The sequence below is a fragment of the Microvirga yunnanensis genome, from assembly GCF_025460875.1.
The window spans coordinates 1-17198 of the sequence record NZ_JAMXFI010000059.1 but is presented as its reverse complement, the minus strand read 5'-3'; the positions used below and the strand labels follow the sequence as shown (position 1 = coordinate 17198).

At 62.0% G+C, this 17198-nt stretch carries 13 protein-coding genes; 4 read left to right on the top strand and 9 right to left on the bottom strand.

What is annotated here, in order from left to right; translation table 11 throughout:
• Window positions 1-77 precede the first annotated feature (77 nt).
• From NF876_RS25005 to NF876_RS24970, 8 genes are all read right to left on the bottom strand, one after another.
• Window positions 78-347, bottom strand: coding sequence for a hypothetical protein (locus NF876_RS25005; protein WP_262271162.1), 270 nt, complete (start codon window positions 345-347; stop codon window positions 78-80).
• Entirely contained in the window at window positions 344-2335 is a 1992-nt protein-coding gene (locus NF876_RS25000) for a chemotaxis protein CheA (protein WP_262271161.1), read from the bottom strand. The genes NF876_RS25005 and NF876_RS25000 overlap by 4 nt, the downstream gene beginning before the upstream one ends.
• Window positions 2328-3215, bottom strand: a complete 888-nt coding sequence (locus NF876_RS24995; RefSeq protein WP_262271160.1) for a CheR family methyltransferase — start codon at window positions 3213-3215, stop codon at window positions 2328-2330. Before NF876_RS24995 ends, NF876_RS25000 begins: the two co-directional genes overlap by 8 nt.
• Window positions 3212-4315: a chemotaxis-specific protein-glutamate methyltransferase CheB gene (gene cheB, locus NF876_RS24990; RefSeq protein WP_262271159.1), complete on the bottom strand. Its 1104-nt coding sequence runs from the start codon at window positions 4313-4315 to the stop codon at window positions 3212-3214. Before cheB ends, NF876_RS24995 begins: the two co-directional genes overlap by 4 nt.
• Window positions 4312-5769 carry a chemotaxis protein CheW gene (locus NF876_RS24985; protein ID WP_262271158.1) on the bottom strand — a complete coding sequence of 486 codons (1458 nt, stop codon included), beginning with the start codon at window positions 5767-5769 and terminating at the stop codon, window positions 4312-4314. Before NF876_RS24985 ends, cheB begins: the two co-directional genes overlap by 4 nt.
• Window positions 5770-5773: 4 nt before the next feature.
• Entirely contained in the window at window positions 5774-7720 is a 1947-nt protein-coding gene (locus tag NF876_RS24980; RefSeq protein ID WP_262271157.1) for a methyl-accepting chemotaxis protein, read from the bottom strand.
• A 310-nt stretch (window positions 7721-8030) separates the two neighbouring features.
• Complete coding sequence (locus tag NF876_RS24975; RefSeq protein ID WP_262271156.1) at window positions 8031-8441, bottom strand: VanZ family protein; 411 nt, start codon at window positions 8439-8441, stop codon at window positions 8031-8033.
• A 166-nt stretch (window positions 8442-8607) separates the two neighbouring features.
• Entirely contained in the window at window positions 8608-10026 is a 1419-nt protein-coding gene (locus NF876_RS24970) for a phenylacetate--CoA ligase family protein (protein ID WP_262271155.1), read from the bottom strand.
• Window positions 10027-10911: 885 nt separating this feature from the next.
• Between NF876_RS24970 and NF876_RS24965 the strand changes: the two genes are divergently transcribed.
• The 4 genes from NF876_RS24965 (at window position 10912) to NF876_RS24950 (ending at window position 16548) form a co-directional block, all read left to right on the top strand.
• Window positions 10912-12081, top strand: a complete 1170-nt coding sequence (locus tag NF876_RS24965) for a glycosyltransferase (RefSeq protein ID WP_262271154.1) — start codon at window positions 10912-10914, stop codon at window positions 12079-12081.
• Window positions 12082-12236: 155 nt separating this feature from the next.
• A complete protein-coding gene (locus NF876_RS24960; RefSeq protein ID WP_262271188.1) occupies window positions 12237-13256 on the top strand; it encodes a glycosyltransferase family 4 protein in 1020 nt (339 codons plus the stop codon).
• A gap of 64 nt (window positions 13257-13320) precedes the next feature.
• Window positions 13321-15315 carry an asparagine synthase (glutamine-hydrolyzing) gene (gene asnB, locus NF876_RS24955; RefSeq protein WP_262271153.1) on the top strand — a complete coding sequence of 665 codons (1995 nt, stop codon included), beginning with the start codon at window positions 13321-13323 and terminating at the stop codon, window positions 15313-15315.
• Window positions 15316-15426: 111 nt separating this feature from the next.
• Window positions 15427-16548, top strand: a complete 1122-nt coding sequence (locus NF876_RS24950) for a glycosyltransferase family 2 protein (RefSeq protein ID WP_262271152.1) — start codon at window positions 15427-15429, stop codon at window positions 16546-16548.
• Between the two features lie 381 nt (window positions 16549-16929).
• On the opposite strand, the gene NF876_RS24945 is transcribed toward NF876_RS24950, so the two are convergent.
• Window positions 16930-17198: transposase (locus NF876_RS24945; RefSeq protein ID WP_262271151.1), on the bottom strand; the 269-nt coding region annotated here is incomplete at its 5' end.

The following is a 17198-nucleotide window of genomic DNA, read 5'->3' as shown; positions in this document are numbered from 1 at the left end:
GTCCGGACAGACCAGCTCTTGTTTGAGAGAAAAGGGTTATTTGCTCTTTTAGAGTATCCGAAACGAATGACAACAGGTCAGCCCTCCGTCCTCGCGGCCCCGGGCGCTTGGGCCGCCGACAGGAGCGGGACCATCCAGTCTCGGACGAAGGTATCCTTTCCTTCTCCCCGGATGGTTGGCCTCAGGGCCAGGAGAACCTGAAACACCGCGGTATGGAGGTGTTCGGCATCCGTCAGATCCACGACGCGGCCGGGTTTCTCCTGGAGCCACCGGAGCAGCGGCTCCGCGTCCTCGACACGGCAGGGCCCTTCCAGCACGATGGCATCGCCCGCCAGACGCACGCTCATCCGATCAGCTCCGGGATGTCGAGGATCATCAGGACGCTCCCGTCTCCCATCAGGGTCGTGCCGATGACGCCCGGGAGGCTCGCCAGAAGACCAGCCATGGGGCGCATCAGAATGTCGATGCGCCCGGCAAACCCGTCAACCGCAATGCCGACCCTTTCGTCGCCCACCCACATGACCAGAACCTTCGTTCCGCCTTCCCGATCCCGCGCGCGAGGGATCCGCAGCAGATCGGCCAGCCTGACCAGGGGCACGGTCCGGTCGCGCAGGACGAAAGCCTCCGCCCCCTGGATGGGAATGATGTGGGAGGTGGGCAGATAGGCTGTTTCCAGAACGCCCTCGATGGGGATGCCGTAGGTCTCGGATCCAACTCGCACGGTCATCACCTTGGTCATGACCACGGTCAGGGGCAAGGAGAAGCGGATCGTCGTCCCGTGCCCGGGCCTGCTCTGCACGGCGACCTGCCCGCCAAGTCTCTCAATCGCCGAGCGAACGGCATCCATGCCGACCCCGCGGCCGGACAGATCGGTGACATCGGAGGCGGTGGAGAACCCCGGCGCGAAGATCAGGTCCGTGACTTCGGCATCGCTCATGAGGGTGATCCGGTCTGCCGGCGCGAGGCCTCGCTCGCGCGCGGCGCGACGGACCCGTTCGGGGTCGATGCCGCGCCCATCGTCGCTCACTTCGACCACGAGTCGATCGCCCTCCCGGCGGGCCCGGAGGATAATCCTGACTTTGGAGGGCTTTCCTGCCGCGAGGCGGACCTCCTCCGGTTCGGCCCCATGGGCGACGGCGTTGCGCAGGACATGGAGCAGAGGCTCGGCCAGTCCCTCCGTGACGGACTTGTCCGCCTCCACGTCCTCGCCTTCCATGGAAAACTCCACGAGCGTCCCAAGCTGGCCGGCGCTCTCGCGGACGGCGCGCGGGAAGCGCCGAAAGATCTCGCGCATGGGCATCATGCGCACATCCATGACGGCTCTGTGCATATCGGCGACGAGCCGGTCGATGGTCGCCTGGCATGCGGCGACGCTGCGCACGAGATCCTCTCTCGCGGCTGATCCATCGCCCATGGCCGCGATGTGCGCCAGCCCGTTCTTGGCGACGACCATCTCGCCGACGAGATCCGCGAGCCGGTCGATTCTTGCAGCATCGACACGCAACGTCCGCGAAGTGCCCGCCGTGGCGGAGCGTCTCTCGCGCGTTGCAGATCCGTCACGTCCGGCCTCAACCCCGGCGGCCGCCTCGTACCCCGTCACATCGTAGATGACCACCTGATCGGGAACGAAGCGGAACACGGCCTTCACCGCCTCGTACCCGGCCGAAGACAGAGCCTCGAGACGGAGATTGCAGGCGAAGGGGTCGATCTCGGCGGCCGGAGGCCAGGGCGCCTGATGGCTCGCCCGAACATGGACGAGATCAGGGACCGATCGCAGCAGCGCCAGCGGATCATCGCCCGCGAAAAAGCAATCGGCTCGTGGCGTGTACCGGATGGCGGTCAGGGTGAGGCTGTTGGGCGTCCGTTCGGCCCGGCGGGAACCGGCTGCCAGAAGGTCCTCGATCCAGCCGCCATCCGCGTCCGCAATCGCCGGACCATCCGGCGCAGCCTCCCCTTCGAGCTGGGAGCGGAGCGCTCGCGCAAGACGGTATCCTTCATCGGCGGCATCCGATGGCAAAACCCCGGTCTGCTCGATGGCCGAAACCCAGCGCTCCGTCTGCCCGACACAGTCGAGGAGAAGGTCGATCACGTCGGCGTCGATCCTCGCCGGGGCGCCTTTGAGGGCGCCCAGCAGATCCTCGGCAGCGTGGAGCGCGAGACCCATGGGAGCGAAATCGAACAGCCCGACAGAGCCTTTGAGGGTGTGGACCGCGCGGAAGGCGCCGTCCAGGTGCGCGGCGACCGATGGTTCGCGCTCCATGTTCAGGAGATCGTCGCTCGCCTGTTGAACCAGTTCGCGCGCCTCGACCACGAAGTGCTGCAGAAGATCATCCATCACGGCCCTCCGGTCGTTGATAGACGATCGCATCCTCGAAGCGGCGGAGCCTGAAGCGCTTCGAGATGCGGCTCATCGACTCCGTATGACCAAGGCAGAGATAGCCGCCCGGATTCAGCGCGTCGTAGAGACTGTCGGCGGTGAGTTCCCGCGAGGCATCGTCGAAATAGATCAGGACATTGCGACAGAACACGACGTCAAACCGGCCCTGGGCCGCGACCGAGGATTTGTCCACCAGATTGACCGATGTGAACTTGACCGATTCCCGCAGGTCCCGGATCAACCTGCGCTGACCATCGCGAGGCGGTTCGAAATACCGGTCGATGACGTGAGCCGGCAGACGCGACAGGGCGCGCTCCCCGTAGACGCCGTCCTGGGCCTTCAGGAGTGCCTCCGTGTCGATATCGGAGCCGACGATCTCGATATGGTAGGCATCCACCATTCGCCAGTTCTCGAGAAGCCAGATGGCGAGGGAGTACGGCTCCTCGCCGGTCGAGCACGGCACCGACCAGATCCGCACGAGATCGCCCGGCTGTCTGTTTCGCACGATGTCGGGCAGGAGCGATCGGCCCAGGCAGTGCAGCTGATGCTCCTCCCGGTAGAAATAAGTCTCGTTGACCGTGAAGATGTTGATCAGCTGCTCGACCTCGACCTCGCTGGTCTGAAGATACGAGAAATAGGCCGGGAACGTGCGCATGTCGGTGGCGGACATCCGGTCGGCGATGCGCCTTTCGATGTAGTACCGCTTGCTCTCGCCGAAGGTCATCCCGGTCCTGCGATAGAGGAACTCGCAGAGGCGACGGATCTCGTCCGGGCTCAGCCGGACCTCCGACGCCTTCCCGGATGCGGCAGACCTGTTCGGCGGCGAGGACTTGCTCATGCGCGCCCGATCATGTCGATGATGCAACGGGGAATCTGCTCCAGGGGCGCCACGATCTCCGCCCCTCCCCGGCGCACGAGTTCGCCGGGCATCCCCCACACGACCGCGCTCTCCTCGGCTTCCGCGATCGTGCGGCCCCCCAGTTCCCGCAGCCGCGTCATGGCGTCCGCTCCATCGCTGCCCATGCCGGTCATCAGAACGCCGATCAAGTGAGCCGGCGCGAAATGCTCCATGGCGCTGTCGACCAGGCGGTCCACGCTCGGATGCCAGCGGTGTTCCGGAAGCGACGGCGCGGCCATGACGATCGGTCCGCTCGGGCGAATGCCGATGATGACGTCCGCGTCGCCCTTCCCGATATAGACGTGTCCGGCTTCGAGCGGCATCGGCTGCGTGACCTCGACCACGTCCAAGGCGCAGAGCTTGTCGAGCCGCCGGGCCAGGGGCCCGGTGAAGGATCCGGGCATGTGCTGGGCCACCACCACCGGCACCGGAAAGTCGGACGGGAGGCCCGACAGCACCGCATCCAGGGCAGGTGGACCGCCGGTCGAGGCGCCGACGAGCATGAGTCCACGCGCGGACGGAGTTGCACTCCTGGCCGCCGGAACCTCTCGATACGGACGGAACGACCTCCGGGTGACACCGGCGGGCTTCCTGGTCAGGCCGCTTTTCAATCGCACCCGCTCAGCCAGCCTCAGGCTGCCGGGAAGGCGCGCCCGCGATGCCGCACGGACCTTTTCGATCAGCAGAGGGGCGAGCGTTTCGATCTCCAGCGAAACCGCCCGCTTCGGCTTCGGGATGAAGTCCACAGCGCCCAGGTTCAGGGCCTCGAGGGTGACGCTCGCTCCTGCCTCGGTCAAAGACGATACCATCACGACGGGGCATGGGCGCTCCAGCATGATACGGTCGAGGCAGGTCAGACCGTCCATCTCCGGCATGTGGATGTCGAGCGTCACCACATCGGGCTTGAACTCGCCAAGCTGCTCGAGGGCCTCCACTCCATTACGCGCGAAGGCGATCTCGAAATCGCCTTCGGCGGCGAAGACCGTGCCCAGAAGGCGCCGCATCAGGGGAGAATCGTCGACGATCAGCAGTCGCGTCACGGGTCGGGCCGATCGGGATGAGCGCTGCTCAAGGATGCGATCAGGTCCTTCTCCGCCCGGTCCAGGAGCTCGTGCGGATCGAGCAGGAGGATCATGCGCCCCTCCGCCTCGATGTTGGCAATGCGGTGGACGGTCTGGGTTTCGCCGGCTGCGAGTTCGGGCGTCGGGCGAAGCTGGTCCTGGGGAATCGTGAGCACCTCCGAGACGGAATCGACGACGAAACCGGCCTGCATCTGATCGATCGTGACGACGACGATCCGCTCGCGCCGGCGTTCGCCGCCCCTTTCGATCTTGAAGCGCCGCCGCTGGTCGATCACGGGCACGACACGGCCCCGCAGGTTCATGACGCCTTCGATGAAGGCCGGCGCCCTGGGCAGACGAGACAGGGTCTCGGGAACGCGGACCACTTCGTCGACCGACGCGATCGGCAGCCCGTATTCCTCGTTTCCGAGTTGGAACACGATGACCTGCTCGTCGCGATTGGGAGAAGCGTCGGGGCTGCTCATCTCCGGATCCGTCTCCATCTGAGGCGCGATGAGCTCGGCCAGCGCCTGATCGCGAAAAAGGTTGTCGGTCGAGAGCACCGACACAAGCCGCCGACCGCCATCGAGGCGGCAGATGCGCTGGATTTTGGCCTCCGCCCCGCCGCGGATCAGGATTGCCGGCACAGGTTCCAGGTCTCCTGAAGGACGTCGCAGGACTTCCTTGATGCCGTCGGCCACCAAGCCGACCAATGCGTCGCCGACCCGCGCGACCACGACACGCGATCTGGCATCATCGTGTCGGCCTGAGGGAAGTCCGAGGAGTTCACGAAGCGACACGAGCGGCAGCAGGCGCCCGCGCCGGGCCACGACGCCCAGCATCACGGAATCGGTCTGGGGCACCGCGACACTGCCGGGGGGAACGGCCACGATCTCATGGACGGAATTCAGCGGCAGCGCAAAGTCCTGGCCGGACACGGCAAAGCAGACCAGAGCCACCTCGTCGGGGGTCGTCGGGCTCGATTCCCGAGGCTCCGACATCGCGGCTTCACGCCTGTGATGCGCGCGTCCGCGGTCATGCCCGAAGTCCCGGGACAACAGGGCGTCGAGGTCGATCAGGCGCGCGGGCGCGCTCGTCGCCTCATCGGCCTCGTCCCCGACACCGCTCGCCCGCCAAGAGGCCACCTTGTCGATCTCCAAGCCGATCGGCGCGCCGCGATCGACCACGACCACACGGGTATGGGCGGAGGAGCCTGGCGGACGTCCCATCAGGCTGCGCAGCGAAACGACCGGAAGGACGGCGCCGCGCAGGTTCGCGATCCCGACCAGGCTCGATGGTGCGAGCGGCACGCGGGACACGGCCGGCCGGCGTATCACCTCGGCGACGTCGGAGGCGGGAAAGGCGAAACGCTCGCCATCCACCTCCACCGTCAGAAGCGCCTGGTCGACCGGCGAAGGGGCCGTCTCGGCCATGCTGTCATGTCTCCGCGATCTGGAGCTCATCCGCCAGGGAGGCGATCTCCTCGATGGCGGCGGCCAAATCCTCTGCGCCGCGCGCCTGCTGCCGGGCCGCGGTGGCGGCTTGCACGGATGCGTTTCCGGCCTGTTCGGCCACCGCCGCGACCTGCTGGGTCCCGAGCCTGACCTCGCGAACGGCACCGAGGATCGTCTCCGCTCCGGACAGAATGGCCGCGCTTCCATGCCGGATCGCGCCGACATCGGCCTCGACCGCCCCCAACCTCTCGGCCATCAGGGTATTCTTGGCGACCTCGGCCTCCGCAATCGATGCGCTTTGATCGAGATCGCGTCGGACGACGATGATCTGATCCCGGATCTGGCGAACCACTTCCTTGATACGATCGCTGTTCTCGGAGGCATCCCGGGCCAGAACGCGGATATCCCCGGAGACAATCGCGAAACCGCGCCCCGCTTCCCCGGTTCGCGCCGCCTCGATGGAGCCGCTCACGGCCAGCATGTTGGTCTGGACCGCCACGAGAGCGATGCTGTCCACGATCTTCTCGATGCGTCGGCTGGTCTCGTTGAGGCCGCCGATCATGTCGATGACGGCCTGCGTCTCCCGCAAGCCCTGTTCGACCCCGTCGGCCATCCGCAGCGTCGCCGAACGGTTCTCCTGGAGGGCTGCCGCCAAAGCCTCGACGCGCTGGACGGACGTGCCGGCGGCGTCCAAAGACGCAGCCGTGGCGCGCTCGATCCGTTCCATCGCAGCATTGGTCTGCTGGGTCGCGGCGGCCTGCATCTGCGCTCCCCGGCTGATCTGATCGACCGCGGTCATGATCTCGCCGGCGGCACCGGACAATTGCTGGATCGCGGCCGAGAGCTCCTCGGCCGCCGATGCGACCTGCTGGGCGGTCGCCGATCCTGCGGTGTTCGCCTGAAGATCATCGGCCAGGGCGGCCAGGTCGTGTGCGGTCTGCTGGCTTTGGTCGAGAGAGACGCTCTGCTGCTGCACGGAACGCTGAGCCTCCGCGGCCGCCGCGGCCTGCTCCTCGGCGGCGCTTGCCACCTGTTCGGCCCCGCGCTGCGCCTCGCGAATGGCCGTCTCGGCCTCGATGGCGGCGGCCAGGATGGACTGGCTGCCCTCGGCCAAGAGAGCCATGTCGGCGCGAATCCGGTCGAGAGCCGAGACGACGGCGCGGCCCGTGCGGGCTTCGCCCGCTGCCGCTTCAGCCGCGCCCCTGATCCTCGCGGCGACCGACCGGACCTCCGTGGCGATGCCGTCGGCCAGGGTCTGGACGTCCTGGGCGCTTTTTTCTGACGCGCTGGCCAGCGCGCGGACTTCGTCGGCAACGACGGCGAAGCCGCGGCCGTTGTCCCCCGCTCGAGCCGCCTCGATGGCGGCATTCAGCGCCAGAAGGTTGGTCTGATCGGAAATGTCGCCCACCGTCCGGGTGATCTCGCCGATTGCGATCGCCTGCTTCTCAAGGAGTTCGATCACATCGACCATCGCCTGCTGACGGGCTGCGTTCGCCGTGACCGCCGCCACCGAGGCGTCGATCTGAGCCCCCGCTTCGATCAGGAGGATCTGGAGACCGGCCGTCTTGGATTGGGTCGCCTCGGCGTGGCGCCTGGACTCCGCGAATGATGCACCGAGGCTCATGATGGCCGACAGGGATTGCTGCGATGCCCCCGCCGCCTCCTCGGCCCCGGCGGCGATTTGCTCCATCGCCCGGCGCAACTCCTCCGCGGCGGACGACGATTCCGTCACGCCGCTGGCCAATTCCTCGGTGGCCGCGCCGATGCGCTCGGCAGCCTTCTGCTGCCTGGCGCGGACGCGATCATGGGCCCGTCGCGATGCGTTCACCCGTTTTGAAGACCCGGGTCGGTCCACTGCAACCGGAGTATCGCCGTCAATCTGGCGGAGGGTGGCTTTGCCCGGAAGATCGGTCGTCTTAACCAGTGCCATCTATGGCCTTCGATGGTTCGTAACAGCGTGACAGGGCCTGATTTGACGTGCTGGCCCTTTGGTCATCCCTATCACATCAACCAGAAGCGAAGCGATAAGGTTTATAGGGACTGATCGCCTGGTAGCAAGCAGCCATGCGGCGATTTCATCAATGTGATACGATGTTTCGCAAAAGCGCCTGTGGACGACGAGCGTCGCGGCATCGGTTGCCTGCCTTTGGACGGGGCACTGGCGGGCGACTGCGCCATCCTTCGACCGCTCGCAGGATGCGCCTTGCTGCGGGCTCGGGCCGGCACTGCGGGTTCTACGGCTATCTCGATGCGGGCTGCCAATATCGCCCCGCCACCAGGGCAACAGCGGCAACGCCAAAGATGGCCCCCGCGCCGCTGACGCATGCATCGAAGACCCTGCTTTCCCGCCCCGGCGACAGGCTTTGGAGCACTTCCAGCGCAACCCCATAGGCTACCAGCGAAGAGGCGATCTGCATCCGCTTCTGACGATAACTGAGCGCGAACAGGACCGCGGCGCCACAATAGGCGACGAAGTGCTCGACGTAACCCGGCGCGCTGGTACGCGTTTGGAACTCATCTGGGACAAGTGACAAGTAGGCAAGGATCGGCACGCAGAACCATGCGCTGGCGGCGAGTATGCGGCGGTTCAGAGCGTTCATCGGATACTGCCTGTCGTAAGAGATGTGCCGGTTACCGGTTGTCGCAGCCATTCCCCTCCTCGTCTTCCCAGTGTCCGGGACATGAGACCGGGCAGGACCTGCCGCTGGGATCTACCCCGTGGGCTGCCGCTCGGCCGACCGTTCCGAAACCCGCTTGACGATCCCGCACTGTCATCAACGTTCACGCACCACAGGGCTTGAGCGCATGCAGGACGGGTCAGGAGGCCATCTTGTCTTCGGTCACGAAAGAACTCAGCGGATAATTATGGCACATCCTGGGATGCTGAACGAGGGACACGGCATAGCGGTACTTGCCGGATGCCAGCGGCGGGATCGAGTCCACGAACTCGAATTCGACTTTGCAGTCGTCCCCCATCACCCGCTGGAACGAGGTGCGGATGTCTCCCAGAGCGCAGGCGGGTGGAGTTATCTCGGTGATCAACTTGATGAGGATGGAGTTATACTCGGTCTGGATAACCTGGGCCTTCTTCAACCATCCGTCGTTGTGAACCTTGCCGAGGAAGTGCATGAAGAAATTTCCCGGAACCGTCGATCCGTCCGCGCGCACAAAGGTATCCATGATGCGCCCGGTCACCGTTTGCAGTTTCTCCACCGACGGCGTGGGAAATTCCGTCAATGCGCCGACCACCGCTCGATCACCGATGCGATAGCGGATGATCGGCATCGTATAATTCGTCATGCATGTGACAAGCACGTCACCTTCTTCGCCCGGCTTGCATGGCTCGCCACGATCGTTCACCACCTCGACCAGATGGGTATAGGTAAAGACGTCCATTCCGTCGCCGGAGACCCGCTCTCCGGCAAACGTACCGACCTCGCGCGAGCCATATCGGTTGAGAACAGGGCAGCCGAAGGCTTTCTCAACTTCGATTCGAATGAATGGGTAGAGCGTACCGGCGCTTGTAATAATACCTTTGACACCCGCAATCTTGATTCCTCTGTCGTTGATGTAGCGCGCCATCTCATAAATGCTCTCGGCATAAGCCTCGATCATTACGGGACGTACCCGTTGCAGCGTCTTGGCGTAACATTCAACGTCTTCCTTGCTCATGCACCACGAATTGAGGAAGGTCTGGTTGCGGATGAAATTGGAAAGCTTATTCCGCCACCCTGTCGTACCAAGCAGAACATCACGTTCAGAGCCCCAGAGCGTAACGAATGATTCACCAGGTTGTCTCCCGGCCCATTGATACTGCAACTCTATCGTCGCCCGGCCGATCTCATCATAATACCGGTCCTGCATGACGATAACGGGAATTCCCGAACTTCCTCCTGACCCGTTCTTATACCAAGATCGACCTTGGTAGTCCCGGCTCCTCAGATGCTCAAAGTCGTTGTGCAGATGATCGCGGGTCAATTCCGGAATCCGCGAGAAACGCGTCAGGTCAACGTGATCACCGTCGACAACCCCGGTCTGGCGCAGCAAATCTTCGTAATACGGTACATTGCGAGAAGCATGTATCAAAAGTTGCTTGAGTTGTTGAGCTTGGGTCGAGCGCCGCTGCGTGATCGGCCATGTATAAAAATCGGACAGAAATGAAACATGGTTCGGAACAGGGTTGCGTGTGACATGCGTGTCGTAAAACCCCAAAATAGGTCTACGCCAATTCCCCATGATCTTCGCGCCTCTCAATGAATCACGTAAATCTTAGCAATGTGGCCGCAAAACAGAAACGAACTCAGGTATTACCCCAGAATAACGTCCGCAGAAACGATGGCTGGCCAGTTGCTCGTCAGTCGCGAGTTCGCACCCTCCGGCCAAGATGTCAGCCCGCCTCACGAGGCCCTTCGGCTAGCCTCCGGCGCGCCCCATGATCCCGTACGTTCAGACCGGGCACGACACTCAACGCCACTGGCGATGTGAACGTATGGTCCGTGGGACATCGGCGGAATATCCCTATGCGGTTCAAACTCCTCCATGGCAATGCAGAGCGCCTGACCTGCCCTCGCGGCCGACCCGGCATGAACGGCATTCCCGCATGCTCTCCCAACCCGCCCGTCATCAGCTCGGGCCCCGCCGGAGCGACGTGACCCGCGGTCACCGCCACGCGGCTCGGTCCGACGCGCTCACCCTCTCGAGCAAGCCCCCAGTGGTCGCCAAGCGGCGCCAGGGCGACCGGACCGGCGATCAAAGCCTGGTCGAGCCTCCCCGGCCGAACAGGCATCTTCTGCGTCCGAAGCCGAAGGCAAAGCGCCCTGCCCCGCCGAACTTGATCAGCGGTGAGAGCCGGCTCTTTAGGTGCACTCCCGAAGAGAGACTACATGCAGTCGGGTTTGATGGTACCCTGCCGGGGCTTTGGTTGATGTTCGCCGAAACGCGGAGGAAGTGATCACCGTCCGGACAAATGATGCCCGTCTGCGAAGCAGCGTGATCGGTCCATGCGATCAAGATCGCAAACCGAAGGTCGAATGCAAGAGCGGACGTTGACGACATCTGCCCGACGATGCGCCGAACGTCACGACCGCTCAAGCCAAAATGGTACGGGAGAGGGTTACAACATTGTCGACGGCTGCGGAAGATATGCCTAGTGTGCGCAACGGAGGCTTCGAGAAGGCGCGCTCCGCCGCAGCCCGTCCGAGCCCGATCGCCATCATTATCGGGCAATTCAAGCATGGCGGCAGCGAACGCCAGCTCTATACCTTCCTGTCGCATTGTGACCGTAGCCGCTGGAGCCCGGCCGTCTATGTGTCCGGAGAACTCGGATTCTGGGAGGAGCCGATCCGGAAGCTGAACATCCCGGTCGTGCTCCTGACGGGCAGCCCACTCGCGAAAATGTGGCAGTTCAGAAAGCTTTGCATTGCGCAAGGCGCGAAGCACTTTTTCTCATGGTCTTCCTACACGAACGCTTATGGATTGGCTCTGATCGGGCTCGCGGCCCATCGGGTCGGATCCTTCCGAAACACAGGGTTCACCGACCTGCCATCACGCTGGAGGTCCCTCTGGGCATGGGCGAGCCTGGCAGGAATATCGACAGCCGTGTGCAATTCACTGCGGACGAAAATCGAGATCTCGGAACGGAGCGCATCATCGAAGCAAGTTGTCTACGTTCCGAATGCCATTCAAGTCTTCTCCGACGACGACGTCCGATCCAATCGCGAGTCCTGGCGCCGGAAATTGGGATTGTCCGACGACGACGTGCTCGTGCTCGGTGTCGGCCGCGTTGAGCCGGCCAAAAACTTCACGCGTTTCGTCGATGTCGTGCATCACGTGGTCCAGCAGGTTGCCATCAAAGCCGTCGTGGCAGGAGGAGATCAGGGAGATCTTGCAGCCGTCCAGGCGCACGCAGACGATCTTGGTCTACAGGATTCCATACGATTTCTCGGTCTGGTCCGGGAAGCCCGCGAGTTGATCTGCGCGGCGGACATCTTCCTGCTTTCATCGGACAGAGAAGGTATGCCGAACGTTGTCCTGGAAGCCATGGCCGCCGGTGTGCCGTGTGTTTCAACCAACGTTGGCGCCGTTGATGACGTGGTCGAGCATGGAACGACAGGCTTCATAGCCGGAATGGATGCCCGTGAGCTGGCGCAGTACGTGCAACAGCTGGCAGTTGACTCCGCTAAAAGAAAAGCGTTCGGAAACCGTGCACGGGACGCGATCAAACGGAAGTTTCAGCCGGAGCACATTGTGAGCGAGCTTTGGACACTCTGCGAGACAAGGATCGGTCGTTAGGAAAGGCGTTGCGGGATCGCGTTCGATCACGCGTCGAAGAGTGCAATTTCGAGCGGAACCATCGCGGCTCCGCGGGTGAAGGACCGGTCGGCTCAAGGACATCTCGAAACAAATTTGGTCAGGAGTTTTGCATGGAGGCACCAATACGCGTCTTGATGATCACGTCCGAGTGGCCGACGGAAAACAGTCCCTTTGCTGTTCCTTTTCTCGTGCAGCAGGTGAAGTTTCTGAGGCGCGCAGGCGCTGACGTTGATGTTTTCTTCTTTCGCGGTGCAAAGAATCCCCTCAACTACTTCAAGGCTTGGTGCCGCTTGCAGTGGGAGTACCGATCGAGGTGGAAGCAGTATGATCTGGTTCACGCCCAGTTCGGTCAGGCCGCGTTGATCCCTTGGCCGAAGAGATTGCCCCTCGTCATCACCTTTCATGGGGTCGACATGCTGGGCCACCTTTCGAAGACGGGACAGATGACCTTTCGAGGGAAGTTGCTCGTATGGCTCGGCAGGATCGCAGCTCGTTTTGCGGATGCGGTGATCATCGTGTCGAACGAGATGAAGCAGAACCTCCCTGACTCCCTGACACCTCATATGTTGCCGACGGGAGTCGACCTCGCATCCTTGCCCGAATTGTCGAAGGACGACGCGCGCCGGCAGCTGAACCTCCCTCTCGATGAGCGGCTCGTCCTCTTCGTGGGCAATCCCAAGGACCCATTGAAGCGTTACGACCGGGCACGCGAGGCGGTCGATGCTCTCAACAGAAGGTTGCCCGCCAGGCTCGTGCTCGGGTGGAACATGCCACATGGCGACATCATCAAGCTGATGCATGCCTGCGACGCCATGGTCGTGACATCCCTGCAGGAAGGATCTCCCACGATCGTCAAGGAGGCCCTTGCATGCAATCTCGGCATCGCCTCCGTGGTAGTCGGCGATGTGGTCGAACGGCTGGCCGGCATCGACGGATGTGAAATCGCTGCGGATCACGAACCTGAGACGATCGCCGCCGCTCTTGAAAAAGTTCTTCTCCATGGGGCAAGGGTCAAGGGTCGTGACGCGATTCGAGAACTTGATGAACAGGTGATAACAGAGAAGCTCATGCGGATCTATCGCGGCATCATGAAGCGTGATCGCCCGATCTATGAGCTGGGCGACCGCCCGTTCGTCTCGACTGAGAGCAAGTAAACCAAAGCCCCTGCGGGTGCCGCCGCTGCTTTGACCGACCCGACCCATCCTGGAGGAAATACTGATGTGCGGCATCTTAGGCGTTGTTAGCCTCAGCGGAGAGCCCATCGATGTTAGCGTTTTGCAGCGGATGAACGACCTTCAGTCCCACAGAGGGCCCGATGGAGAAGGGTTCCTGCTGGGATGGTTCGACGGCGAAACGTCAAGCCAGGTTTTCGTTCCACAAACTGCGCAACACGGTCACAATAATGCAGTTCAAGTTGCATTAGGGCACCGGAGGCTCGCGATCCTTGATCTTCTGGACCGCGGATTGCAGCCGATGGCAACCGGCGATGGCCGCACCTGGATTGTCTTCAATGGCGAAATCTACAATCACCTGGAGCTACGGGCCGAACTCGAACAGAGCGGATACCGGTTCAAGAGCCGCACAGACACCGAGGTCCTTTTGACTGCATACGTGCACTGGGGACAGGATTGCCTTTCGCGGATAGAGGGAATGTACGCGTTCGCGATCTGGGACGGAAATCAGAGACGACTGTTCTGTGCCCGCGACCGGTTTGGTATCAAGCCGTTCTACTACGCCTTGAAGGACGGCTTTTTCATCTTCGCGTCAGAGATCAAAGCGCTTCTCGCTTTTCCCGGAGTCGAGGCAGTGGCCGACGATGAGGCGGTCCTCGGCTTCCTCACCCATGGCAATTGCGACTACAGCGAACGGACCATGTTCCGCGATATCAAGGCCCTTCCAGGGTCGCACTGCATTGACATCGATCTGAGCGTTGATCAGTTCACACCGCGCTCCTATTATCAGCTGACTCCGAACACGCGGTACGACTTGTCGGATGAGGATCAAATCGGACGTCTGCAGGAACTCCTTGTCGACAGCGTTCGAAAGCATCTGATCAGCGATGTTCGGATCGGTAGCTGTCTCAGCGGAGGTTTGGACTCATCGGCCGTCGTCGCATTGGTCGGCAAAATTTCGCGCGAGAATCCGGAAGCCGCGGGAGCAATCGGCGACAGGCTTCACACCTTCACTTCCTGTTATGAATACAAGGAACTTGATGAACGGAGTTTCGCTCGGAGCATCGCCGACTCGGTTGGGGCCAAATCAGAGCTCGTGTTCCCGTCTGCTTCGGACTTCTGGGCGGATTTCGAACGACTGACATGGCATCAGGACATGCCGTGCGGCAGTCTGAGCTTCTACGCACAGTGGAGGGTTATGAGAGCGGCAAAGGAGGCCGGCGTCAAAGTCCTCCTCGACGGACAGGGTGGCGACGAGGTGTTCGGAGGCTACGCCAAATTCCGTTATGCATATATGGCTTCTCTCCTCCGATCCGGCCGCCTCCCGAGGTTGTCGAGCGAGCTCTATGCGATGATGCGCCAGGGGGACCGTTACGTGCTCGACTTGCGTAACGGATATCGCTATCTCCCAAAGGGCCTGCGCCAGTTGCTGAACGTCGACTCGGTCATGAAGAATGTAATTCGAGCCGATTGGAGCAGCGCCGTCTCAGATCAGAGTTCACCCGCTACACGATGGTGGCGCAACGCTTTCGGTCATAGAAACGCCGAAACGAATGGTTCCAGCACGCTGATGCAGCGGATCCAACTCGACGACATCCTCGTTGACACGCTTCCCCAGCTACTGCGATTCGAAGATCGCTCGTCGATGGCGTTTTCGATTGAGGCACGGGTCCCGCTCCTGGATCATCGCCTGGTCGAGCACGGAATCTCGCTTCCGGATCATCTGAAGGTGAATAACGGTTGGAGCAAATTCGCTGTTCGCAAAGCGATGAAGGGCTTGATGCCGGAGTCGGTACGATTGCGAAAGAGCAAATTGGGTTTCGCGGCACCCGATCGAATTTGGCTCTCCGATGATCTCAAACCTCGGATCAACGAATTGGTCAAAGGTACCATGCGCAGCGAGAAGTACATCAATTCGGCGGCCCTGAGGCAATGGCACGCCTCCTCGCGGGTCGATACGGGGAACAAGGAGTCATATCTAGGGCTATTTCGCATCATGTCTCTCGAAACCTGGATGCGCACGTTCAACGTGTCCTGCTGAAACGATCTTCCACCGGACGGTTGTCTGTAGGGCAAGGTCCCGAAACAATAGCAGTTCTCTCATCAAGGCCATTCCGGGGCGCGAGAGCTGGATGAATTCAGGGAGTTCGAAATGCGTAACGTAGTGCCTCTATCGAGAGAGGCGAACGACTTCAAAGCTGACATGGGTCGCGCGTTTCGACCGGTCAGTGTCAGCATCATCATGCCTGTCCGCAATGAGGCCAAGCATATCGAACAGTGTCTCCACGCTATTCTCGCGCAGGATTACCCGTCCGAGCTGATAGAGATCATTATCGCCGATGGCCAGTCGACGGACGATACTCGAGCCATCATCGGCAGGCTGGCTGCGGACCACCCGGAAACCCGTATCGTGGTGCTGGATAACCCGCTTCGGATTGCTCCTTCGGCCCTCAACCTCGCAATCGCCCGGTCGACCGGGGATGTGATCCTGCGGATCGATGGTCACACGTTCATCGCTCCTGACTATGTTTCGCAGTGTGTCGCCGCCCTGCAGACATCCGGCGCAGACAATGTCGGAGGTGGCACGGAGCCGATATGCCAGGGCCGTTTCGGCGAAGCAGTGTCGCTGGCCACCGGCACTTCCTTCGGCGTCGGGCATGGGCGGTGGCGTCTCGCGTCGCAAGAGCAGTGGGTAGACACTGTCTATCTGGGTGCCTGGCCGCGCCGTGTCTTCGAGGAGATTGGCCTGTTCGATGAGGAGCAGGTTCGAAACCAGGACGATGAATTCAATTACCGCCTGCGGGAGCATGGTGGATCGGTACTGATCAGCCCGTACGTCAAGTCGAGCTATTACAATCGCAGCACGCCTCGCTCCTTGTGGCGCCAGTACTATCAGTATGGGTACTGGAAGGTGCGTGTCATGCAAAAGCATCCGAGCCAGATGCGGGCGCGGCAGTTCATTCCCCCACTCTTCGTGATGACCTTGCTGTTCGCGACAGCTCTGTCGCCCTTCACGAGCGTCGGCCTTTGGATGCTTGCTCTGACAGCCGGCTCTTATGCGGTCGCTAATCTGACCGCGTCCGTCTGGGCAGGACGGAATGCAGGTGTTACCATGCTGCCTTCGCTCATGGCCGCATTCGCAATTCTGCATGTCTCCTATGGGTTAGGGTTCCTGGTCGGGCTGGCTCGCTTCTGGAACTGCTGGGGACAGCACGGGCATGTCACACGCCTCACATCCGGCACCGATCGTCCTGCGTCAGCGGAGTTCCTCTAGGGCCATAATCTGGCGAAGGATGAACCCGGAGAGACTGCGATAGATCCACCACATCGTCTCGAATGACCTTGGCGTTGTGCAGGAGTTCCCGATAGGAGGGAACGCGACGCCCTGCGTGACGCAACAGCTCGGTGAGGTGCCGGATCTGGACCTCCCGACGCCGCTCGGCGGGCTAGCGATGGAATGTGTCCAGATTGACAACGTACCCTGGTATCGGATTCTTCGTGAGGTGTGAATCATAGAGAGCTAGAATGGGTCGGCGCCAATTGTACATGGCTCATCCTCTGGCGTCGCTTTCCGCCATCCGATCGTTCGTCCGACGTCGAGCACGGAAGGCTCCGCGTTGGGGAAACAGATGCGAAGGCGGCTCCCTAATGATTTTCACGGAATTCCTGCAACGGAGAGCCCTGCGTGGCGAAAGAAGCTGACGATCATCTCAGGTCGGTGCTGAAGGCGGCTGAATTCGCGGCGGACCATGCGATGGAGATCGGCGACTGATCCGGGCAGTGCGTTCTCCATGGCGCGCTTGACACAGGCATTACACTGCTCCTCTGGGTTGAGCTCCGGCGCATAGGCCGGCAGATAGGCTGCCGCATAATCCTGCGGGTGGGCTGCGATGAAGGCGGTGGTCGCCTGTGACCGATGGGCGT